Genomic DNA, 13,897 nt, shown 5'->3' with positions numbered 1-13,897 from the left:
AGGATCCCGGACACTGACGTCCGGGATCCGACACTACCCACTGTAAAAGAAGCGGTTACTGACTACTCGGTGCGCGTCACTTGGCAGAGGCGCGCAGACCCCACTCCCCGTCGTTGTACGCCGGGCCGACGTTGGTCGCGTTGTCGCGGATGTTCGCGAACTGCGAGTACACCGCGAGGAAGGTCGGCTTCTGGAACAGCGGAAGCGAGTAGTAGTCGTTGGACAGCATCTGGTCGGCCTGGTTGAGCAGGTCCGTCGCCTTCTTGAGGTCGGACTCGCTCGCGGCCTGCTTGGTCAGCGCGTCGGCCTGCGGGTTCGACCAGTGGCCGTAGTCGCTGCCGCCGGCCTCGGTCCAGATCTGCACCGCGCCCGCGAACGGGAACGGCGTGCCCACCCACGCGTAGATGATCGCGTCGAAGTCGCCCGCGCTCAGCGTCTTGCCCAGGGACTGGATCGGCGTGATGGTGACCTTGATGCCGAGCTGCTGCATCTCGTTCTGGAACAGTTCGGCGCTCGCCTGACGCAGCGTGTTGCCGATGGTGTAGCTGATGCGCATCGTCACCGGCTCGCCGGCCGCGGTGGTCAGCGCGGTGCCGACACCCTTGTAGCCCGCGTCGGTCAGCAGCTTCTTGGCCTTCTCGATGTCGCCGTTACCGGCGCCGGACGCCGTGACGGTGTCCTTGTAGCCGGCCTGGCCGGGCATGAAGTTGTGGTTGTTGAGCGGCTTGATGCCCGGCGCGAACTGACCGACGGTCTTGTCGATGATCGCCTGGCGGTTGACCGCCGTGAAGACCGCCTGGCGCAGCGTCTTGTCGGCCAGGAACTTGTTCTTCAGGTTCAGGTCGAGGTGCTCCCAGGTCAGGCCCTTGCCCAGGGTGTACTGCACGTTGGGGGCCAGCGCCTTCACCTGGTTGACGAGATCCTGGTTCGGCTGCGGGTAGATCGCCTGCACCTCGTTGTTCTGGAGGGCGGGGACTTCCTGGTTCTGGTCGGTGATGATGCGGAAGACCAGCTTGTCGAGGCTCGGCTTCTTGCCCCACCACTTCGGGTTCGGAACCTCGGTGACCGAGACGTCCTTCTGGTAGTCCGAGATCTTGTACGGACCGGCCGAGTAGTTCACCGGGTTCTCGCCGAACCACTTCCAGGAGGCGGCGAGGTCACCGTGCTGCTGGGCGATGTGCGCCGGGTAGAGCGGGCCGAAGGGCTGCTTCCAGTCGGTGAACGGCGTGTCGTACACCACGGTCACGGTCTTGCCGTTGTCCGAGCCGGTGACCGACTTCATCTGGTCGTACCCGGACGTGCTGGCCGCGTTGCAGTCCTTGCAGTCCTTGCCGTTCTGGGTCTTCCAGGCGTAGACGAAGTCGTCAGCCGTGACCGGCGTGCCGTCGTCCCAGACCGCCTTCGGGTTGATCTTGTAGACGATGGTCTGCGGGTTGGCGCTCGTCTGCTGCGCCGACGTCACCAGGTCGGTGTTCAGCGCGGGGCCGAGGTCAGGCTGGCCGTTGAACACCGAGGGCAGGACCCCGTCGAGCACCTCCCCGAAGTCCTGGGTGTTCCCGTCGCCGTCGTTCTGGTTCCAGTTGTCGATCGTCTTTTCGATCGTGAATGTGAACGTGCCACCGCTCTTGGTGTCGCCACTGTTGCAGGTGTTCGGCTTGGTGGCGCAGTCGGCGAAGCTCGACGAGACGGTCTTGCCGTTGTTCGAGCTTCCGCCACTACCGCACGCCGAAACCACCAGCAGTGAGACGCCGGCGGCGACGACGGCGCCCGCCAACCTCTTACCTGTGTGCATCTTCCCTCCAGTCAGCTACCACAACAGCGTCGAGCCACCGGTAGCACGGCACGACGCGTGCACGGGGCTGAGACAGGCTGCGATGTAGTGCCTAAAGCAAACGTCGCCCGCGGTCCCGTGCAAAGAGGCCGCTGAATTTCGTGACTGTCCCGTTATGCGGACGCCGCGCGGCGTCTACTTACATCATCCGTACGGTCGGGCCCGGACGGCGAATGTCGTATTTTTGCCGTCCAGTTGCGAGCCTATTGCGTGATTTATCCGGTATATACCCGCCCACAACATGCCGCTAAACGCGACACCCACCGGACCTGGCCTCCGTGGTTGCGCAACCGGATTACGCCATGGCGGGCGGCGGCACGAAAAGGGGCACCCCACAGCACAAGGGTGCGCTGTGGGGTGCCCCTCGGATACGTGAGCCGGAATCAGTACCGGTAGTGGTCCGACTTGTACGGACCCTCGACGCTGACGCCGATGTAGTCGGCCTGCTCCTTCGTCAGCCGGGTGAGCTTGACCCCGAGCGCGTCGAGGTGCAGCCGCGCCACCTTCTCGTCCAGGTGCTTGGGCAGCGTGTAGACGCCCACCGGGTACTGGTCGGTCTTGGCGAACAGCTCGATCTGCGCGATCACCTGGTTGGTGAACGAGTTGCTCATCACGAAGCTCGGGTGCCCGGTGGCGTTACCGAGGTTGAGCAGCCGCCCCTCGCTGAGCACGATGATCGCGTGGCCGTCGGGGAAGACCCACTCGTCGACCTGCGGCTTGATGTTGACCCTCTTGACACCGGGCGTCCGGGCCAGGCCGGCCATGTCGATCTCGTTGTCGAAGTGCCCGATGTTGCCGACGATCGCCTGGTGCTTCATCCGGGCCATCTGCTCGGCGGTGATGACGTCCTTGTTGCCGGTGGCCGTGACGAAGATGTCCGCCCGGTCCACGACGTCGTCGAGGGTGGTGACCTCGTAGCCGTCCATCGCGGCCTGCAGCGCGCAGATCGGGTCGACCTCGGTGACGATCACGCGGGCCCCCTGACCGCGCAGCGACTCCGCGCAGCCCTTGCCGACGTCGCCGTACCCGCAGACCACGGCCACCTTTCCGCCGATGAGCACGTCGGTGGCCCGGTTGATGCCGTCGACGAGCGAGTGCCGGCAGCCGTACTTGTTGTCGAACTTGCTCTTGGTCACCGAGTCGTTGACGTTGATCGCGGGGAACAGCAGCGTCCCGTTGTTGTGCATCTCGTACAGCCGGTGCACGCCGGTGGTGGTCTCCTCGGTCACGCCCTTGATGCCGGCCGCGATCCGGGTCCAGCGCTGGTCGTCCTCCGCGAGGGAGCGACGCAGCACGTCGAGGATGACGCCGTACTCCTCGCTGTCGTGCTCGGACACCGCGGGCACCGCGCCGGCGCCCTCGAACTCGGCACCCTTGTGCACCAGCAGGGTCGCGTCCCCGCCGTCGTCGAGGATCATGTTGGGCGCTGCCCCGTCGGGCCACACCAGCGCCTGCTCGGTGCACCACCAGTACTCCGGCAGCGTCTCGCCCTTCCAGGCGTACACCGGCACGCCCTGCGGGTTGTCCGGGGTGCCGGTCGGGCCCACGACGATCGCCGCGGCGGCGTGGTCCTGGGTGGAGAAGATGTTGCAGGACGCCCAGCGCACCTGCGCACCGAGCGCGACCAGCGTCTCGATCAGCACCGCGGTCTGGATCGTCATGTGCAGCGAGCCGGTGATCCGCGCGCCGCGCAGCGGCTGCGCCTGCGCGTACTCGGCGCGGATCGCCATCAGGCCCGGCATCTCGTGCTCGGCGAGTTGGATCTCCTTGCGGCCGAACGCCGCGAGCGACAGGTCCGCCACCTTGAAGTCGCCCTCGGCGACCGTCTGCGGGCGGCCGGGCGTCGACGCGCCTGCCGATGACTGAATCGTGCTCGTCATGAAGTCTCCAAGATCTGCCAGGTGCATGAGCGGACGGCAACAATTCAGCGTACGCGCGATCAAAAGCGCGTGGGGCGGCGGCATCGAGCCACCGCCCCGCGCATCCCCCCGGTTAGGCCTGGCACGCCGCGCTGGAACCGTGATCACTTAGCGCTGCGTAGCAGTAAAACTACCGGCCACCTTTTTTCAGTCAACGCAAAATAGGGCAATTCAATGCACCGAACGGACGTCCCCGACTCAGGCGATCAGAGTAGGACGACTCGGGCGATCAGCGCCCGGCCCCGGTGATTCAGCGCCCGGTCCCGGTGATTCAGCGCCCGGCCTCGGCGACCGTCGCCTGGTACACCTCGCCGGAGCCAGCCACGCTGGCGGTCCGGCCGGCGGCTCCGAACGCGGCCTGCCCGCCGGTCAGCACGACCTCCCCCGACCCGTCGTCGACCCGGACCTCGCCGCGCAGGCAGAACACGATGCGCGGGCCGTGGCCGGGAAGCGTGACGCGGCCACCGGCGAGCTCGGCCCGGTGCAGCGCGAAATCCTCGACCGGCGTCGGCCAGGTCACCAGCCCCGGTCCCAACGGCCGGGGGCGCACGACCGGATCGGCGAGCACCTCGAAGCGCAGCACCCGCAGCAACTCGGCGACGTCCATGTGCTTGGAGGTCAGACCACCCCGGAGCACGTTGTCGCTGCCGGCCATGATCTCCACGCCCGTACCCCGCAGGTAGGCGTGCATGTTGCCGGCCGGCATCCAGATCGCTTCCCCCGGCTCCAGCCGCACATGGTTGAGCAGCGTGGCGAGCACCACGCCGAGGTCGGTCGGGTACCGCTGCCCCAGCGTCACGATCAGGTCGGGCCCGGACCCCGCCCGGGCCGCGGCCACGACGTCGGCGACCAGCGCCTTCCGGTCCGAGTCGCCCAGCGCCAACAGGCCGGTGACCGCGTCGCGCAGCGCGACGCCGGGTTCCCCGGCGCGCAGCGCGTCCACGGTCGGCGCGAGCGCCGCCACCCGCAGCCCGGCCAGCACGTCCGCGGAGACGGCCGGGTCGCGGAACCCGCACAGCGCCTCGCACGGCTCCACCGCGACCATCAGCTCGGGCTTGTGGTACCGGTCCCGGTAGTTGCGGTCCGCCGCGTCGCGCGGCTTGCCGGCCGCCTCCTCCGCCTCGAACCCGGCCGCGGCCTGCGCGCTGTCCGGGTGGGCCTGCAGCGACAGCGGCTCCGCCGCCGCGAGCACCTTCAGCAGGAACGGCAGCCGGGGCCCGAAGCGGGCGACCGTGTCGGCGCCGAGCACGCCCACGGGGTCACCCTCGATCCTCGCGGTCAGCGCCACGCCACCGACCGTCGAGGGGCTGTCCGGGTGGGCGCCCATCCACAGCTCCGCCTCGGGCTGCTCGGTCGGAGCGGGCCGCCCCTGCAGCTCGGCGATGGCCGTACGCGAGCCCCAGGCGTACGGCCGGATCGGGTTGTCGAGCGGCTCCACCGGTCAACCTTCCGTGAGGGCCGGTTCCGTCCCGCGCCCCGCGGCCGGCGTCCGGTCGATGTCCGGCTCAAGGAAAATCATCTTCGCGATCGGCACCGCGGCGCGGATGCGCCGCTCGATCGCGTCGATCCCCCGGGCCACCGCGGCGGCGGTCTCGTCGTGCCGAACCGCGATCTTCGCGGCCACCAGCAGGTCCTCCGGCCCCACGTGGACGGTGCGCATGTGGATGATGCGCTCGGCCTCGTCGCCGGCCAGGATCGCCCGCTCGATCGCGTCGACCGTCTCGGGCGTGGCCGCCTCGCCCAGCAGCAGGCTCTTGGTCTCCACCGCCAGCACGAAGGCGACGGCGACCAGCAGGAGACCGATCGCGGCCGTGCCGACGCCGTCCCAGACGCCGTTGCCGGTCAGGAGCGTCAGCCCCACACCGAACAGGGCGAACACCAGGCCGATCAGGGCGGCGGTGTCCTCGAGCAGGACCACCGGCAGCTCGGGGATCCGCGACCGCCGGACGAACTCGACCCAGGACACGCCGCCCCGGATCTCGTTCGTCTCGCCGACCGCGGTCCGCAGGGACAGGGACTCCAGCACGATGCTGATGACCAGCACCAGGACCGGCACCCACTGCCAGCTGGTGATCGGCTCCGGGTGACTGATCTTGTGGTACGCCTCGTAGAGCGCGAGCAGGCCGCCGACGAAGAACAGCATGATCGACACGATGAACGCATAGATGTAGCGTTCCCGCCCGAACCCGAAGGGGTGCTTGGCCGTCGCCTTCCGGACGGCCTTCCGGCCGCCGATCAGCAGCAGCACCTGGTTGCCGGAGTCCACCACCGAGTGGATCCCCTCGGCCAGCATCGACGACGAACGTGTCAGCGCGAAGGCGACGAACTTGGTCACCGCGATGCCGAGGTTGGCCGCGAGCGCCGCGACCACGGCCTTGTTGCTTTCCCCCGCACTCATACGATCGCCTCGCTTCGCTCAGCGATGCTTTCGCGACACACTGAGCCCCTGATTCGCTCGCTGCGCTCGCTCATACGATCGCCTCGCTCCGCTCGGCGACGAACGGTCCGGACCAGTCGCTGATTCGCTCGCTCACCGGTTCGACAGTTCCTTCATCTCGGAGACGGCCGGTACAGCCATCGGATCGAGGCCGTGGGCCAGGCCCAGGTAGATCGACGCGAAATCGGGAACGGCGACAAGAGAGGCCAGCCGTTCCAGCGGCGAGCCGCCCTCGGCGGTGACCACGCTGACCCGTACGCCCCGCCGTTCGGCGAGCGCCTGCACCGCGTCGGCGCGCCGCTCCTCGAGCGCGAGCGGCTCGCCCTGGTCGTCGGACTCGTCCGACAGCCCGCCGTCGCGTAGCAGCACCAGCCGCAGCCGGGTCGGGTCCGCAGCGCCCTCGTCCGGGTCGGCGAAGATGTCCCGGGCGGCCTCGGCCAGGCCGCCGTACACCCCGTCGAGCAGCCCGACCCGGCCCCGGTTGGCCTCCCCGAGCGAGCCCGCCACCGCCGGGTAACGGGCGTTCGAGCTCAAGGTGTCGGCGAAACGTCGGGCCGCGACCGTGGCCAGCGACGACGAGCCCCAGATGATCGGCACCGAGTTGCCGAGATCGAGCGCGAGCGACTTGGCCGGGTTGACGAAGGACTCCAGGCTCGGTCGGCACCGGTCGGCGTCGAGGTCCAGCCGCGCGGCGGTCTCCGCCAGGTCCGCCTCGTTGACCTTGACCAACCCGAGCGTACGGGCGGCCAGCAGCACCGGCACGGTCAGCGCCCAGAGGCTGGCGCGGGCCGGGGCGCGCCGGGGCACCGGGATGAACGGCGCCCGCGCCCGGTCGGCCAGCAGCTCCAGGTCGGAGTCGGGCGCGCCGATCGCGACCAGACGGGCGCCCCGCCGGGCGGCAGCCTCCGCCGCGGCGAGCGCCTCGGGGGAGCGCCCCGACGCCGACACGGCGAGGACGACGTCCCCCACGCCGACCCAGCCGGGGATGCCGGCGCTGCGGTGCGAGAGCACGGGCACCGGACAGCGGGCGCCGGCGACCGTGGCGAGGATGTCGCCGGTGCGCCCTGCGGTGCCCACGCCGGCCACCACCACGGCCCGGGGTCGGCCCTCGTCGGCGATCGCCTCCAGGTTGGCCTCGGCCGCGAGCGCGGCGGACTCGCGTACCTGCGCGCCGGCCGAGGCGGTGGCGCGCAGCATCCCGCCGGGGTCGGCGTCGGTCAGCGCGCTGGCGTCGTCGATCAGTTCGAGATCGAGGTGACGGTGTCCGCGCACGCCCGCCTCGCCGTTGAACGGGCCGGTCATCGGGGTGGCTCGGGCTGGTCGGCGCCGCCCTGCGTGGCCTCGTCGAGCAGCAGGACCGGGATGCCGTCGCGGATCGGGAAGACGCGGGCGCACTGCGTACAGGTCAGCGTCTGCGCTTCCGCGTCGAAGTCGAGGGTGGCGTGGTGCTCGTCAGGACAGCGGAGGATGTCGAGCAGTGCCGGGTCGAGTGCCACGGGTGGTTCTCCTTATTCTCTTCCGCTCAGCCCCGCACGATCGCGAGGACCTGGTCACGAAGCTGAGCCATCCGCGCGGGCGTCGGTGCCTCCACGTTGAGCCGCAGCAGCGGCTCGGTGTTGGACGGGCGCAGGTTGATCCAGCTGCCGTCGGGGAGATCGACGGTCAGCCCGTCGAGGGTGTCGAACCGCGCGCCGGTGATGCCGGCGAACGCCGCCTCGACCTCGGCCGTCTTGGACTTCTGGTCGCGCACGGTCGAGTTGATCTCGCCCGAGTCCGCGTACCGGACGTACCGGCCGACCAGGCTCGACAGCGGTTCGTCCTGCTCGCCGAGCGCGGCGAGGACGTGCATCGCGGCGAGCATCCCGGTGTCGGCGTACCAGAAGTCGCGGAAGTAGTAGTGCGCGGAGTGCTCCCCGCCGAAGACGGCGTTGGTGCGGGCCATCTCGGCCTTGATGAACGAGTGCCCCACCCGGGTCCGAACCGGCTCGCCACCGTTCTCGGCGACGATCTCGGGCACCGCGCGGCTGGTGATCAGGTTGTGGATCACCGTGCTGCCCGGGTGCTTGGCCAGCTCACGCACGGCCACCATGGCCGTGACCGCCGACGGGGAAACAGCCTCGCCGCGCTCGTCGACGACGAAGCAGCGGTCGGCGTCGCCGTCGAACGCCAGGCCGAGGTCGGCGCGGTGCGCGCGGACGGCCTTCTGCAGATCGAGCAGGTTGGCCGGTTCGAGGGGGTTGGCCTCGTGGTTGGGGAAGGTGCCGTCCAGCTCGAAGTACAGCGGAATGATCTCCAGCGGCAGCGGGTCGAGCTTCGCGTCACCGAGCACGGCCGGCACGGTGTACCCGGCCATGCCGTTGCCGGCGTCCACGACCACCCGCAGGGGCCGGACCTTGGAGAGGTCGACGAGGGAGCGCAGGTGCGCCGCGTACCCCGTGAGCAGGTCCCGGCGCTCCGTGGCGCGCTGTCCGCCGGCGCCGGCGGACAGCGCGCCACTCAGGATGCGCTCCGCCCGGTCGCGGATCTCAGCCAGCCCGGTCTCCTGCCCGATGGGGCGGGCGCCGGCCCGGCACATCTTGATGCCGTTGTACCGAGCGGGGTTGTGGCTGGCGGTGAACATGGCGCCGGGGAGATCCAGGGCCCCGGACGCGTAGTAGAGCAGATCGGTCGAGCCCAGGCCCGCGTCGATGACGTCCACCCCGGCGCGCTGGGCGCCCCGGGTGAACGCCGCGGCGAGCGTCGGAGACGAGTCCCGCATGTCGTGCGCCACGACGATCCGGCCGGCGTCGGCGTCGCCACCTGCGCTCAGGGTCTGCACGAAAGCCGCACCGAGCGCTTCGGCGGTCGCCTCGTCGAACTCTTCGGGGACCGTGCCGCGGACGTCGTACGCCTTGACGATGCGACTCAGGTCTGACACGGGTGTGGGCTCCTCGCGAGAGAGTCGTAATTGTACCGAGCAGCCTACCGACGACGGTCGAGCGCCGCAGACAGCCCCCGCGCGCGGGCGGCGCCGCGCCGCCGTCGGCGCGCCGGCCCGCCACCGCTCGTGGCGCGCGGCGCCCGGCGCACCACGTCCGCCCCGGGGCACCGGTGCCGACTGTCCCCCGCTTTCCAACGGAAACGGTCGCAGTAGGCCCTTGTCACCTGCGGAATCAATGGGAAGATGTGACTCCAGAACCGTTATCAGTGCTGGAGGCTAGGAATGCCTGACAAGCGTGTACTCAATAACTTCATCGACGGAGCCTCGGTACCGCCGGCTGAAGGGCGGTACGCGGACCTGATCGACCCGTCCACCGGCGAGGTCTTCGCGGCCGCACCGGTCTCCGACGCCGAAGACGTCGACCGTGCGATGCGGGCGGCGGAGAAGGCGTTCGAGACGTGGCGCGACGCCACGCCGGCCGAGCGGCAGCGGGCGCTGCTGAAGCTGGCCGACGCCATCGAGGCCCGGGCCGACGACTTCATCGCCGCGGAGTCCCAGAACACCGGCAAGCCGCTCAGCATGATGGCCTCCGAGGAGATCCCGCCGGCGGTGGACCAGATCCGGTTCTTCGCCGGCGCCGCCCGGCTGCTCGAAGGCCGCTCGGCCGGCGAGTACATGGCCGGGCACACCAGCTACGTGCGGCGCGAGCCGATCGGCGTGGTCGGGCAGGTCACGCCCTGGAACTACCCGCTGATGATGGCGGTGTGGAAGATCGCCCCGGCGCTCGCCGCCGGCAACACCGTGGTGCTCAAGCCCTCCGACACCACGCCGGCCTCGACTCTCCTGCTGGCCGAGGTCGCCGGCGAGTTCTTCCCGCCGGGCGTGTTCAACGTGGTGACCGGCGACCGCGACACCGGCCGCGCCCTGGTCAGCCACCCCACCCCCCAGCTGGTGTCGATCACCGGCTCCACCCGCGCCGGCATGGAGGTGGCCCAGGCCGCGGCCGCCGACCTCAAGCGCACCCACCTCGAGCTCGGCGGCAAGGCCCCGGTCATCGTCTTCGACGACGCCGACATCGAAGCGGCCGCCGAGGCGATCGCCGTCGCCGGGTACTTCAACGCCGGCCAGGACTGCACCGCCGCGACCCGGGTCCTCGCCGGCCCCGGCATTCACGACGACTTCGTCGCCGCCCTCGCCGAGCAGGCCCGCAACACCAAGACCGGCGCTCCGACCGACGACGTCCTGTACGGGCCGCTCAACAACGCCAACCAGCTCAACCGGGTCAGCGGCTTCGTCGACCGGCTGCCCGACCACGCGACGCTGCAGGCGGGCGGCGCCCGCGTCGGCGACCGGGGCTACTTCTACTCCCCCACCGTCGTCTCCGGCCTCCGCCAGGACGACGAGGTGATCCAGGAGGAGATCTTCGGCCCCGTCATCACCGTGCAGCGCTTCAGCGACGAGGAAGAGGCGGTGCGGTGGGCCAACGGCGTCCGGTACGGCCTGGCGTCCTCGGTCTTCACCCGTGACCACGGCCGCGCGATGCGGATGACCCGTCGGCTGGACTTCGGCTGCGTCTGGGTCAACACCCACATCCCGATCGTCGCCGAGATGCCGCACGGCGGGTTCAAGCACTCCGGCCACGGCAAGGACCTGTCGATGTACAGCCTCGAGGACTACACCCGCGTCAAGCACGTCATGCACAACTTCGAGATCTAACGGGGCGACCCTGGAGTTGTGGCGCCGCCGCCCGCCCTCGCGGTTGCGGTGCCGGCGCCACAACTCCAAGATCTACTGGGAGCCGCTGGAGCCTATCGCGTCCAGGTTGGTTATCCAGGCAACGACAAGCGCCACGCGCCGGCCCGGCGCGTGGCGCTTGTCTGTCAGGTGGTCCGGGGACGGGTCAGGCGCTCCGCCGACGCAGCGAACGCAACTGTCCGGCGAGCACCAGCAGGAACGAGATCGCGAACATCGCGGTACCGATCACGTTGATCTGCGGCGGGATGCCGCGCTGGGCCGCGCCCCAGATGTACATCGGGAACGTCACCAGGCTGCCGGAGTTGAAGTTCGTGACGATGAAGTCGTCGAACGACAGCGAGAACGACAGCAGCGCGGCCGCGACGATGCCGGGCATCACCAGCGGCAGGGTCACCCGGAGGAACGTCTGCCGCTCGTCGGCGTACAGGTCCATCGCCGCCTCCTGCAGCCGCGGATCGAGGCCGGCCAGGCGGGCCTTGACGGTGACCACGACGAACGACAGGCAGAACATGATGTGCGCGATGACGATCGTCCAGAAGCCGAGCGGGACGCCGGCTGCCACGAACAGCGCCAGCAGCGAGGAGCCCATCACGATCTCCGGCGTCGCCATCGGCAGGAAGATCAACGCGTTGGTGGCCGACCGGCCGCGGAACGTGTGCCGGGCCAGCGCGAACGACATGAGCGTGCCGAGGATCGTCGCGCCCACCGTGGACAGCGCCGCGATCCCGATGCTCAGCAGGAACGCGTCCTGGATGCCACCGGCGCCGAACGGATGCGCCCAGTTCCGCAGGGTGAAGTGGTAGTTCTGCAGGGTGTACGGCGCGTTGTGTCCCGATTCGCGGAACGACATCGCCGCCACCACGCCGATCGGCACGAACAGGTACGCCAGGACGAGCAGCCCGATCACCAGTACCCAGTGGTCGGCCACCCAGCGCCAGAGCCGGTGTGCCATCTACAGCACCTCCTCGGTGCCGGCCCGGCGCACGTACACCAGGACCAGCACCAGGATCGCGGCCATCAGGGCGAACGACAGCGCCGCCGCGCCGGGGTAGTCGCCCACCTTGAGGAACTTCGACTCGATGACGTTTCCGATCATGTACTGACGCGTGGTGCCCAGCAGTTGCGCGTTGATGTAGTCACCCGCGGCCGGGATGAACGTCAGCAGCGTGCCGGCCACCACGCCGGGCATCGACAGCGGCAGCGCCACCCGGAAGAACCGCGACACCGGCCGGGCGTACAGGTCACCGGCCGCCTCCAGCAGCCGGGGGTCCAGCTTCTCCAGGCTGGCGTACAGCGGCAGCACCATGAACGGCAAGAAGTTGTACACGAGCCCGGCGATGACGGCGGGCCCGGTGGCGAGCAGCCGCCCGTCGGGCAGCGGCACGTGCAGCGCGTTCAGCGTGGACACGACCGGCCCGTCGTCGGACAGGATCACCTTCCACGCGAGGGTCCGGATGAGGAAGCTGGTGAAGAACGGCGCGATGACGCCGACCAGCATCAGGTTCTTCCACCGCCCGCCCTTGAGCGCGATCGCGTACGCGAGGGGGTAGCCGATCAGCAGCGTGATCAGGGTGGTCAGGGCGGCGTAGCCGATCGAGCGCCCGAAGTGTCCGGCGTACTCCCTGACCGCGTCGGAGTAGTTGGCGAAGTGCCAGGTCATCGCGTAGCCCGTCTCCAGCGACCCGCTCGGGTCGTAGAGGCTGGTGGCCAGGAGCTCCAGGCACGGGATCGCGAAGAACAGCAGCAGCCAGAGGATGCCGGGCAGCAGCAGGACGTACGGCACCCAGCGTCGCCGGCGGCCGCCGGCGACCGGCTGGTCCGACGGCGTCGCGGAGGCGACGCTGCCGGTTCCCAGGTGACCCAGAGCGCTCACGTACCGACCCCCACCGCGTCCTCGGGCTCCGGCATCGGCGCGACCGTCTCGTCGGGGGCGCGTTCGATCAGGAACGCGTGCTCGGGCCGCCAGTGCACGACCACCTCGCTGCCGACCGCGAGCGGCGCGGCGATGCCCGAGTTGGGTACGAACACCGTCAGCTCGTCGCCCCACGGCGCCCGTACGAGGTACTGGGTGCTCACGCCCACGTACGAGGAGTCGGTCACCTCTCCCCGGACCGCCTGGTGCCCGGTGGGCACCGCGTCGGGTGTCGGCGCCAGGTGCAGCTTCTCCGGCCGTACCCCCAGCCAGGCGGTGCCGGCGGTGAGCCGGCAGCGGGCAGCGGGCAGCGAGAACCGCTCGCCGTACGCCTGCACCAGCACGTCGTCGCCGCTGACCCCGGTGACGGTGGCGGCGAGCAGGTTGGACTGTCCGAGGAAGTTCGCCACGAACGCGGTACCCGGAAACTCGTACATGTCGGTGGGCGCGCCGAGTTGCTCGATGCGCCCGGCGTTCATCACCGCGACCGTGTCGGCCATCGTCATGGCCTCTTCCTGGTCGTGGGTGACGTGCACGAACGTGATGCCGACCTCGGTCTGGATGCGCTTGAGCTCGATCTGCATCTGCCGGCGCAGCTTGAGGTCGAGCGCGCCGAGCGGCTCGTCCAGCAGCAGCACCTGCGGCTGGTTGATGAGCGCGCGGGCCAGCGCGACCCGCTGCTGCTGGCCGCCGGACAGCTGTGCCGGCCGGCGGGAGCCGTAGCCGTCCAGCTCGACCAGGTGGAGCATCTGCTCCACCTGCTTGGCGTGGTCGCGTATGCCGCGCCGGCGCAGGCCGAACGCGATGTTGTCGAAGATGCTCAGGTGCGGAAAGAGCGCGTAGCTCTGGAACACCGTGTTCACCGGCCGCTTGTACGGGCGCAGCCTGGTCACGTCCTGCGTGCCGAGCAGGATGCGGCCCGCGGTCGGCTCCTCCAGGCCGGCGACCATCCGCAGTGTGGTCGTCTTGCCGCAGCCCGACGCGCCGAGCAGGGCGAAGAACGAGCCCTGCGGGACGGTGAGGGTGAGGTCGTCGACCGCCGTGAAGGTCCCGAACCGCTTGGTGACGCCGACGATGTGCAGGTCGGCGTCGGTATTGCCGTGATCTTGTTCAGTCATCGCTG

11 protein-coding genes are annotated in these 13,897 nt (G+C 69.8%); 1 reads left to right on the top strand and 10 read right to left on the bottom strand.

What is annotated here, in order from left to right; genetic code table 11:
• Positions 1 to 76 precede the first annotated feature (76 nt).
• The 7 genes from HC031_RS17680 to HC031_RS17650 form a co-directional block, all read right to left on the bottom strand.
• Positions 77 to 1,792 (bottom strand): ABC transporter family substrate-binding protein, encoded by a 1,716-nt coding sequence (locus HC031_RS17680; protein WP_167926443.1) that lies wholly within the window; start codon positions 1,790 to 1,792, stop codon positions 77 to 79.
• Between the two features lie 422 nt (positions 1,793 to 2,214).
• Positions 2,215 to 3,711: an adenosylhomocysteinase gene (ahcY, locus tag HC031_RS17675; protein WP_167926442.1), complete on the bottom strand. Its 1,497-nt coding sequence runs from the start codon at positions 3,709 to 3,711 to the stop codon at positions 2,215 to 2,217.
• 310 nt (positions 3,712 to 4,021) lie between these two features.
• Positions 4,022 to 5,188 (bottom strand): mannose-6-phosphate isomerase, class I, encoded by a 1,167-nt coding sequence (gene manA / locus HC031_RS17670; RefSeq protein WP_167926441.1) that lies wholly within the window; start codon positions 5,186 to 5,188, stop codon positions 4,022 to 4,024.
• Positions 5,189 to 5,191: 3 nt separating this feature from the next.
• Positions 5,192 to 6,148 carry a cation diffusion facilitator family transporter gene (locus HC031_RS17665; RefSeq protein WP_167926440.1) on the bottom strand — a complete coding sequence of 319 codons (957 nt, stop codon included), beginning with the start codon at positions 6,146 to 6,148 and terminating at the stop codon, positions 5,192 to 5,194.
• Positions 6,149 to 6,280: 132 nt separating this feature from the next.
• Positions 6,281 to 7,489 (bottom strand): SIS domain-containing protein, encoded by a 1,209-nt coding sequence (locus tag HC031_RS17660; RefSeq protein ID WP_167926439.1) that lies wholly within the window; start codon positions 7,487 to 7,489, stop codon positions 6,281 to 6,283.
• Positions 7,486 to 7,683 (bottom strand): Trm112 family protein, encoded by a 198-nt coding sequence (locus HC031_RS17655; RefSeq protein ID WP_167926438.1) that lies wholly within the window; start codon positions 7,681 to 7,683, stop codon positions 7,486 to 7,488. The genes HC031_RS17660 and HC031_RS17655 overlap by 4 nt, the downstream gene beginning before the upstream one ends.
• Before the next feature lie 26 nt (positions 7,684 to 7,709).
• Positions 7,710 to 9,104 carry a phosphomannomutase/phosphoglucomutase gene (locus HC031_RS17650; protein WP_167926437.1) on the bottom strand — a complete coding sequence of 465 codons (1,395 nt, stop codon included), beginning with the start codon at positions 9,102 to 9,104 and terminating at the stop codon, positions 7,710 to 7,712.
• Positions 9,105 to 9,389: 285 nt separating this feature from the next.
• On the opposite strand from HC031_RS17650, the gene HC031_RS17645 reads away from it, so the two are divergent.
• On the top strand, positions 9,390 to 10,823 hold the full coding sequence (locus tag HC031_RS17645) for a gamma-aminobutyraldehyde dehydrogenase (RefSeq protein WP_167926436.1): 1,434 nt from the start codon (positions 9,390 to 9,392) through the stop codon (positions 10,821 to 10,823).
• A gap of 184 nt (positions 10,824 to 11,007) precedes the next feature.
• On the opposite strand, the gene HC031_RS17640 is transcribed toward HC031_RS17645, so the two are convergent.
• Genes HC031_RS17640 through HC031_RS17630 form a run of 3 tightly spaced genes read right to left on the bottom strand, consistent with a single transcriptional unit; the run spans position 11,008 to position 13,892 of the window.
• Positions 11,008 to 11,814 (bottom strand): ABC transporter permease, encoded by an 807-nt coding sequence (locus HC031_RS17640; protein ID WP_167926435.1) that lies wholly within the window; start codon positions 11,812 to 11,814, stop codon positions 11,008 to 11,010.
• Complete coding sequence (locus tag HC031_RS17635) at positions 11,815 to 12,735, bottom strand: ABC transporter permease subunit (protein ID WP_167926434.1); 921 nt, start codon at positions 12,733 to 12,735, stop codon at positions 11,815 to 11,817.
• Positions 12,732 to 13,892 (bottom strand): ABC transporter ATP-binding protein, encoded by a 1,161-nt coding sequence (locus tag HC031_RS17630; protein ID WP_167926433.1) that lies wholly within the window; start codon positions 13,890 to 13,892, stop codon positions 12,732 to 12,734. Before HC031_RS17630 ends, HC031_RS17635 begins: the two co-directional genes overlap by 4 nt.
• Between the last annotated feature and the right edge of the window lie 5 nt (positions 13,893 to 13,897).

The organism is Planosporangium thailandense (assembly GCF_011947195.1).
In the GTDB taxonomy this organism is placed as follows: Bacteria; Actinomycetota; Actinomycetes; order Mycobacteriales; family Micromonosporaceae; genus Planosporangium; species Planosporangium thailandense.
Note: the sequence above shows the minus strand (reverse complement) of the source record. Positions and strands in the feature narration are given on the sequence as shown.